The following is an 8,407-nucleotide window of genomic DNA, read 5'->3' as shown; positions in this document are numbered from 1 at the left end:
CTCCCCCCACAGCCCCACTCCCCTGTGTTTCTTGAAAGGTAAGGAACGTAAATAAAATGGACTACGACTTAAGTAATGGATTTATTTATGACTTTTTCCTCATGTAATACTTAAAGTAGAATTTTTATGATAGTTGTATCAAGCAGGAGAAAAATTGGAGAAACTTGAATGCAACTCAAAAACTTATCACTCATTTGTGGGGCACTTGCCCTGAGTTTAACTGCAACCTGCTTCGCCGTCAAAGTAGAAGCAAACTCGTCTTTGCCGTCAGTTATTGCACAATCTCAGGACAAAAAGGGACCATTTCAACATTTAAAACTCACGGATGAACAAAAAGCAAAAATCAAAGAAATCCGTCGCGGTACCCGCACCGAAGTTGATAAAATTCTTACACAACAACAACGGGAACAGTTAAAAACTGCCCTGCAAAACCCCCAGGAAGGGCGGCGTGTGTTTGATTCTTTGAATCTTTCTGATGAGCAAAAAAACCAACTGCGACAAGTAATGCAGTCACAAAAAACTCAAATTGACGCACTTCTGAGTGCAGAGCAAAAAGAAGAACTACAAAAATACCGTGAGCAAATGCGTGCTCGTAGACAACAACGCAATATGTAACTGATCACGAGTCAGCTCAATATGAACTCTGTCAGTTGTTAATTATTATGCACTTTTTTAAATCGTTTTTTTTGTTAAGTAAAATCACAACTATAGAGGTTTGTGAGATGTCTAAGGCAAATTGTGTTACATTGCATCGTGCCACCAGATATTTTACGTTTTGTAAAGATTATCAAGAAAAAGTCTTCAAGCTGTTAATAGTCGCTATCACAGCATTGGGAGCCAGTTTTTTATCTCCTCAAGAAGCTGAAGCACAAAGTCGTTCCACTTCTACTCCTGGTTTAGGCAACACTCCCAATTACCCTTATGGGACGCGTATTAATCAGCAGAATGGTGTGATTAATATACCAAATGGAAGTAAGATTTATCCTGCCACGACAATCAATAATGGCGACGGCTCTACGACTTATTATTACCGCAATGGAACGCGCATTCAAACCAATAGTAATATTGTTAGTCCTAATGGAGCTCTCCTGAGACCAGGAAGCTTTAATGGAGGGTTGAATCCTACACCAAAAAACCCGAACAGAAGGCTTGCGCCCACACCAGGAAGCTCGAATGGAGGGCTAAATAATTAGTTGCACAGTTACAATGATGGCTAGAAACATTTTCGGCAAAATGCGAGGCAACAAATGGGATTGGACCGAGTAAGAATTATCTTAGTAGAGCCAGCAGGTCCAATGAATGTTGGCTCCATAGCACGAGTGATGAAAAATTTTGGGCTTAATCACTTGGTGTTGGTTAATCCCCAATGTCAAGTGCTCTCAACAGAAGCGCTCAAAATGGCAGTTCATGCTAAAGATATTTTACACTCAGCAGTATCAGTCACAACAGTGCCAGAAGCATTGCAAGGATGTACACGGGCGATCGCCACAACAGCTCGTGTTCGTAACTGGGATTCCCCTTTAGAAAACCCCAGCACAACATTACCTTGGTTACTCGAAGAACCACAACACCCAGCCGCGCTCATTTTTGGTAGGGAAGATCGCGGACTAAGTAATGAAGAATTAAATTATGCTCAGCGGTTTATTCGCATTCCTACCAGTTCCAGCTATCCATCGTTGAATTTGGCAACTGCTGTAGCAATCTGTTGTTATGAACTAGCACAAAGTGACGCAGAAAATCAAGAAGATACGACAAAGCGAGAAAACTTCGGTGCAGAAAAAAGCTTAGTTGTAGATGCCCTAGAGCAGGTTTCCCGTAGAATGGAAAGTGTTCATCGACACGAGGACAAGGGGAACATTTCTGATAAATTTTCCGCCTCTTTATCTTCGGACATTCCCACATCTGTTCACGAGTCTGCACCTTTGAATATTTTGGAGGAATATTACCAACAGTTAGAATCACTACTGCTCAAGATTGGATATCTTTACCCCCATACAGCAGCTAGCCGTATGGAAACATTTCGACAAATGTATAATCGTGCTCAATTACAAACTAGGGAAGTCGCGATGTTGCGAGGTATTTTACGGCAAGTAGAATGGGCGCTTGAGAACCGGAACAATCGTTAAGGCTTGTAACTCATCAGTGATTGTATACTGACTCATCCGCGCAAAACCTGTCATAATGACTTAGACTTAACTCAAAAATACTAATTATAAGCAAAAATTCATTTCAATAATTAAGTATCTTAGAAGTCAATTGAAACAGTCGTTACGGTGTCCGCACACAAACGACATTTCAACTGTGATTAGAGATTGGTAAGAAATGACTTTAGCCTCTAAAGTAAAACGATTATAAGTGTGTTCTAGATTATACATGTGAGCGCCACTGTATCTTATGGCAACCAGAACCGTTATAAAAACAGTTTCACGGCGTCAAAGTACCAGCCGTCGTCCGGTTAAGAGCAAAGTTCAAAAGCAGGGACAAAATAAAAAAGTCGGAGTGGCAAAGCAACAGCAAGCCTCCGATAGCCAAACAATGCCCACACCTATAAAATCTATTCCTCCGTTAACTCCTGTCACTTTGCCCACAAAGCGAACAGGGACAGCAGCCACAGCAATCAAACCAACTGCAACTGCTAAAGGAAAGATTCCACCGTACAATCCAAAAACAGTACAGTCAAAGAATGTGCAAATGCGCAAGCAGCCGTTGCCAAGAAAAGCCAGTTCATCCCGCCGAAAAACGCAGTTAAAGCCGATGGCAAAAACACTCTTGTATGCTGTACGGTTGTTAATTGTGGGAGTTGGTCTCGGTGCAATTGTAGGTACGGCATTATCTGTGTTAGATCCTGCGACTCGGATCACGACATCGGGTGGAACATCATCTGATACAACTATTAGGCAAGCACAACCACAGTTTACCCAAAATCCCTCAGAACCAGCTTCCGGCTTATTGCTAACTCAGGAAATTTCTTCTTTAAAAGCTGTTGTGCAAAATTTGGCAGCCGCAAACCCCACTCTGACACCAGGAGTTTTCTTGGTAGATTTAGACAATGGCAGTTATGTGGATGTGAATGGCTCTTCGAGTTTTTCTGCTGCTAGCACAATCAAGATTCCTATTTTAATTGCCTTTTTCCAAGATGTAGATGCTGGCAAAATTCGCCTGGATGAAACACTGATCATGACTAAAAAAATGGTTGTCGGTGGTTCTGGGGACATGCAGTATAAACCAGTGGGAACTGAGTTCACAGCCGTGGAAGTGGCGACTAAAATGATGACAGTCAGCGACAACACAGCAACAAATATGCTGATAACTCGCTTGGGTGGTATCGAGGTGCTGAATCAGCGTTTCCGCAGTTGGGGTTTGACAACAACTGCAATTCGCAATCCACTCCCGGATTTGGAAGGGACAAATACAACTAGTCCCAAAGAGTTAACGACTTTGATGGCGATGCTAAGCAAAGGCAATTTGGTGAGTTTATCATCACGCGATCGCATGCTGGATATTATGCGCCGCACAGTGAGAAATCACCTTCTACCAACTGGTTTAGGAGTCGGTGCAACCATTGCCCATAAAACGGGTGATATTGGGACAACACTTGCAGATGCAGGTTTGGTTGATATGCCTACAGGTAAGCGTTACATAGTTGCTGTGATGGTACAACGCCCTAATAACGATCCTCGCGCCGAAAAACTCATCAGTTCAATTTCTCGTGCTGCTTATCAGCTGTTTAGCCCAACTGCTCCCATACCTCCCAGCACAGGAAGCACAGCGCCTACAACTGGTTATCAATCCCCAGTCATGACTCCGCCTTTACCTAACAATATGGGCAGCCCGACAATGCCAACAACTGGTTATCAATCCCCAGCATTCAATCCGCTTCCATCCAACGGCATGGGAAACCCTATACCTCCTAACGTTTATCAGCCTCCCATTCAGCCTCCGGTGATGAATCCGCAGTATTATTATCCTTACCAGCGATAAAGTTTTTTTTCATGACATCTACTACACCCTCAATCCAATTTTTTTCTGGCATTTGTGAAGAACTCAGCAATGTTAGCTTGCGGCGTAATCCCAGTTCTGGTAAGCGCATTGTCTTAATGACATTCAATCAATTAAAAGCTTTAGAAAAATTTAACAGCTTTACTAAACAATCTTTAAATTCCATGCTTCTAACAGACGAAGAGGGTGAAATCCGTGTCACTCCCTCTTCCACACAATTCATTTTTGGGGGTGGAGAAGGTGATGAATTGCAGCGCGTAGAGTGCAAATTTGATATAGAGCAAGATGAGCACTGGGAAAGATTCATGAGATTTATGAATCGTTACGCTCAAGCGAATGGTATGGCATACGGAGAATCATAATAGTCATGAGTGCGAGAAATGAAAATTGATTGTTGAGCGAAGAAAGTACTCACTAACTCAGAATGACAGCAGTTTTCACTAACCACTGTCTTGTATTTTACGATTATTGTGTGTTTTGCGTTGTGTTTTCTGTATTTTTCTCAATCGTGGGTTGTGATGGTTCTGCAATTGGTGTTATTGTTATGGCTGCTGGAGTCGGTATGGCTTCGACTCGTGAACTTGGTGTTGGAGTTGGAATTGGTGTAAAAGTCGGAGTAAATGTAGGTTCTACACTTGGTTGATTTCGTTGAATGTTTGGCGTCTGTGATGGCGTGAGAGTTGGGGTAGGCGCGGCTTCCGCAGTTGGTGTTGGTGTTAGTGTTGGTGTTGGTGTTGGTGTTGGTGTTGGTGTTGGTGTTGGTGTCGGTGTTGGTACAATAGTTGTGTCTGGAGTCAGTTGTATAAATGTGGGTACATCTGATTTCGCGGGTATTTGCTCAGGTGTTCGTGTAGGTGTTTGCTCAGGTGTTCGTGTCGGTGTCGGTGCTGGTGTCAGTTTTGTTTTAGACTTCTGACGTTTGGGAACTATTGGCTGTTGCTCTTCTAAATTTGGTCTAAGTGGTGGACTGATTTTGGTTGTCACTGTAGGTAAAGGTGACAACGGAACCATGACTGGGGAGGGAGGTTCGATAATTAGTGACGGCGTGGCTTCTGGTGTAGGTTTCTGTTCCGGAATAGATGATGGTTTGACAGTTATTGTCGGCGTAGGAGTGGATTTTGCTGAAGGTGCAGGTATGAAACGATGCCAGTTGAACCAAGCTAGCAATCCTCCTGATGCTAAAATTCCGGTTGTGATGATTCTTTTTGGAGAAAGCAAAACGTTGTTATAAATACGTCTTCTCGAAAGTGAAGCGTTTTCTGGTAAAACTATATTTATTCGAGTCAGTAAGCGCTGAAAAGAGGATGACTGGGAGTCGCCATCCTCTTTTGTTGAGTCTTCCAAATTTTTTTGCTGACGATTGTGAGTTTGTGAAGATAGAAAACTACTCAACAAATTAAGATTATGACGAGTTGCAGCAACTTCTTTGCCATCATCAAGAGATTCTCTTAATTGTCTTGCTTTAGTAAGATAATTTTTAGCTGTGCTGTTTTCTTCCAAACAAAGAGCACGAGTTCCTAGTTGATGTAACACCCAGGCTTGCGCCGCTTTATCTCTTTCGGCTTGAGAAGCTTGTAGTCCCCTTTGAAGCACTTGTTCCCACAAACCCCATTGCTTACTTAAAGCGAGTGTACCTTCCACTGCTTTTACCAAGCGCAAGACATCTTTCCAACGACTATCTTTAACTGCTACCTCTATAATTTGCACAATCGGATCTATTTGTGCAAATAAAATGCTAGGTTGCTGTTGGTGGCGTTCAGCCCAACCGACAAAGTAGGCGATCGCTTTTTCTACAACTGCTGTTAACTTCCATTGTGGTGGTAAAATTTTGACTATAGTTTGACTAACTTTATATCGAGAACCATCAAGTTGCACGAGATGACGTTTACGCAATTTTTCAAGTGTCTTAGAAGCATCCATACTTTGTGTTATGGCAGTGACTTGTTGGTTTTCAAGCCCAATACCACCCATAATAGTTAGCAATTCCAGAATCATTTTTTCTGATGTTGATTGCGATGCTATTATTTGTTGAAGTAGAAAATTGTCTGGATTAGAGCTCGGCAATTGAGTGATTACTTCGTTAAGGGAGCGTCCTTCTTCCCGTAGACTTGCCATTGTCATCTGCAAGTGCATAGGGTTTCCATTTAAAATACCATACAGCGACTTTGCTGCAGATTGTTCTTCCCCGTTCAAAGGACGCTGCAATTCCCTTTCCATCAAAGCCAAACCATCATTGATCGGAAGTCCAGAAAGCATCATTGAGCGTCCCTTTTTCTTGATGCGACTCGTTGATGAAGCAATCAGGAAGGTGCAGTTGCTAGCTATATTCATCAGCTCTTGCAATTCATCTTGAGTTAGTCCATCATCAAGCACAACAAGAGCTTGTTTTTCGTGAATTTGTTGAAAGATTTGGTGATGAGTTGGTTTATAAGGAATATTGCTTTCATAAAAAGCATCCCATATGAACTGAAGTAAATCTCCAACATTAGGATGAACAGAAGACAGGCTAATGATCCCACCGGCGAAAAGTGATTTGACTTGATGATTGTGCTCTAAGTGACGCAATAAAAATGTTTTTCCAAAACCAGATGCACCACAAAACTCTACTGATTGTCCACCTTGAAAAGTCGCAATCGCTTCTTTGATTGATTCTTGTCGATCTAGTAAATTATCTAAGGGTTGCTGAAGTATCAATGGAGTGGAACGCGATCGCACAGTAAATTTTTCTTCCTCTGTTGCTATATTCACAATAGCCCCATGAGGTGAATTCATTATGCTCCAATTTCCAACTACCAGCCGACCATTCATTTCCTCCAGGAAATTTGTTACTATATTGTTTTGAGTCATAGATTTTTATTCAATCAGATTTAGATTAGTTTTTCCTATTAACCGCAATATAGCTATCATTTAATGATATGCATTTTACATATAATTTTTAATTCAGAAACAAAAATAAGTATAAATATTTATTAATCAAACAGTTATCATCAAACAGTCATTCTTGACTGAATCAAATACACAACGATATGTAGAGACATTCCGGGGAAACATCTTTACTGTATGACACGCCATTGAAAACCACTATATCATTATTGTTATGATTTCATAACATGCTTATACTATAGAGCGAAGTGCAACACTCAACAGTAAAGGAACTAAAAACTGGTTTCTAATTTAATGAGAAGACGTGAGAGTGAATAAACCCCGTATAAACAGATTATGAAATCAAGGCTTTCAAAACCCAGACTCAATACTATAAGTATTCTCTAAAAAATGCATACATCAGGACACATTTCATGGAGAATACTTATTTCCTATTATTTCTCTAAGATAACTAATACCGCTCCCTTGGAATTCGCTGCCTACGGCACGCTACGCTAACATTTAAAATGATACCGCAAGCTTTTCACTGATTTTGGAAACGAATTGCTGAGGGTGGTTGGGAACGCAGAGAATTAGGCATCGCGCTTTAAAAGTTTTTGGGTACTGGATTGCGTATTTGTGTGAGTGAGCGTTTTTGATGCACACATTTGCTAGTCTTGCACTCAGAAATGAAATTAGGATGAAAAACACCAAGGACAAGCAGGGGAGCAAATGCGCGCCTGCGACTTCTTACTTGTTGTACCAAGCTTGTCGCCACTTCTTCATTTGTTCAATTTCTTTCTGTTGAGAAGTGATAATATCTTGAGCGAGTTTCTTAATTTCAGGGCGCTTAGACTTACTCAATGCATCTTGCCCCATTGTCACTGCTCCTTCATGATGAGGAATCATCGCATTAATGAAGCGAAGGTCAAATTCAGCATCAGCAGCTCCCAAATCCATATCCATTCGCATAGCTTTAGATTGTTCAGGAGACATTGCCATCATATGATTCATCTGCGCATTCCAAGCCATTGGCGTGCTAGATGTTTTAGGATACCATGCTGTGCGCCACTGTTTCAACTCAGCGATTTCTTTGTTTTGAGCTTTGATGATTTCTTCTGCAAGCTTTTTGATTTCAGGACGTTTTGATTTCTGCTGGGCTTCTTTTGCCATTTTCACAGCACCTTGATGGTGTGGAGTCATCGCATCAATGAAGCGCAAATCATAGTTAGCATCAGCAGGACCATTCTCCATCACCATGCTGTGATTCATGCCACTACCATGATTCATTTGATGCTTGTCGCTAGCTTCAGTCGCGGTGGTATTTGAGGCTTGAGTTTGGTTTTGGGAAGCAGTTGTAGAACAGGCTGTTAAGGATGCGAGTGCAACAAAGGTGACTGTAAAAAACCCAGTTTTCCAAGAAATAGGTAGCATAGACTTGACATTCATCTGAGACTGACCAATAAGTTTTCTTCTACTATTGTGAAATCTCCAGTTAGCTAGAGTGTCAAGTATCATGACCCTCGCTCCGCGAGAATTCAAAATT

7 protein-coding genes are annotated in these 8,407 nt (G+C 41.5%); 5 read left to right on the top strand and 2 right to left on the bottom strand.

Going from position 1 to position 8,407, the window contains the following annotated elements; translation table 11 throughout:
- Window positions 1–168 precede the first annotated feature (168 nt).
- From DP117_RS32395 to psb28, 5 genes are all read left to right on the top strand, one after another.
- Window positions 169–615, top strand: coding sequence for a P pilus assembly/Cpx signaling pathway, periplasmic inhibitor/zinc-resistance associated protein (locus DP117_RS32395; protein ID WP_169222274.1), 447 nt, complete (start codon window positions 169–171; stop codon window positions 613–615).
- A gap of 107 nt (window positions 616–722) precedes the next feature.
- Entirely contained in the window at window positions 723–1,193 is a 471-nt protein-coding gene (locus DP117_RS32390; RefSeq protein ID WP_169222273.1) for a hypothetical protein, read from the top strand.
- 54 nt (window positions 1,194–1,247) lie between these two features.
- Entirely contained in the window at window positions 1,248–2,126 is an 879-nt protein-coding gene (locus DP117_RS32385) for an RNA methyltransferase (RefSeq protein ID WP_169222272.1), read from the top strand.
- Between the two features lie 268 nt (window positions 2,127–2,394).
- On the top strand, window positions 2,395–3,981 hold the full coding sequence (locus DP117_RS32380; protein ID WP_169222271.1) for a serine hydrolase: 1,587 nt from the start codon (window positions 2,395–2,397) through the stop codon (window positions 3,979–3,981).
- An 11-nt stretch (window positions 3,982–3,992) separates the two neighbouring features.
- Window positions 3,993–4,361: a photosystem II reaction center protein Psb28 gene (psb28, locus tag DP117_RS32375; RefSeq protein WP_169222270.1), complete on the top strand. Its 369-nt coding sequence runs from the start codon at window positions 3,993–3,995 to the stop codon at window positions 4,359–4,361.
- Between the two features lie 103 nt (window positions 4,362–4,464).
- Here psb28 and DP117_RS37125 read toward each other — a convergent pair whose 3' ends face one another.
- Window positions 4,465–6,846, bottom strand: a complete 2,382-nt coding sequence (locus tag DP117_RS37125; RefSeq protein ID WP_169222269.1) for an NB-ARC domain-containing protein — start codon at window positions 6,844–6,846, stop codon at window positions 4,465–4,467.
- A gap of 765 nt (window positions 6,847–7,611) precedes the next feature.
- Window positions 7,612–8,295, bottom strand: a complete 684-nt coding sequence (locus DP117_RS32365; RefSeq protein WP_169222275.1) for a DUF305 domain-containing protein — start codon at window positions 8,293–8,295, stop codon at window positions 7,612–7,614.
- Between the last annotated feature and the right edge of the window lie 112 nt (window positions 8,296–8,407).

The organism is Brasilonema sp. UFV-L1, from assembly GCF_012912105.1.
Taxonomy (GTDB): domain Bacteria; phylum Cyanobacteriota; class Cyanobacteriia; order Cyanobacteriales; family Nostocaceae; genus Brasilonema.
This window is presented reverse-complemented; position numbering and strand designations above follow the sequence as displayed.

Excerpts from the sequence above, each read along its gene's own strand:
- DP117_RS32390 (WP_169222273.1), top strand. The coding sequence starts at position 723 with ATGTCTAAGGCAAATTGTGTTACATTGCATCGTGCCACCAGATATTTT.
- DP117_RS32395 (WP_169222274.1), top strand. The coding sequence starts at position 169 with ATGCAACTCAAAAACTTATCACTCATTTGTGGGGCACTTGCCCTGAGT.
- DP117_RS37125 (WP_169222269.1), bottom strand. The coding sequence starts at position 6,846 with ATGACTCAAAACAATATAGTAACAAATTTCCTGGAGGAAATGAATGGT.
- DP117_RS32380 (WP_169222271.1), top strand. The coding sequence starts at position 2,395 with ATGGCAACCAGAACCGTTATAAAAACAGTTTCACGGCGTCAAAGTACC.
- psb28 (WP_169222270.1), top strand. The coding sequence starts at position 3,993 with ATGACATCTACTACACCCTCAATCCAATTTTTTTCTGGCATTTGTGAA.
- DP117_RS32365 (WP_169222275.1), bottom strand. The coding sequence starts at position 8,295 with ATGCTACCTATTTCTTGGAAAACTGGGTTTTTTACAGTCACCTTTGTT.
- DP117_RS32385 (WP_169222272.1), top strand. The coding sequence starts at position 1,248 with ATGGGATTGGACCGAGTAAGAATTATCTTAGTAGAGCCAGCAGGTCCA.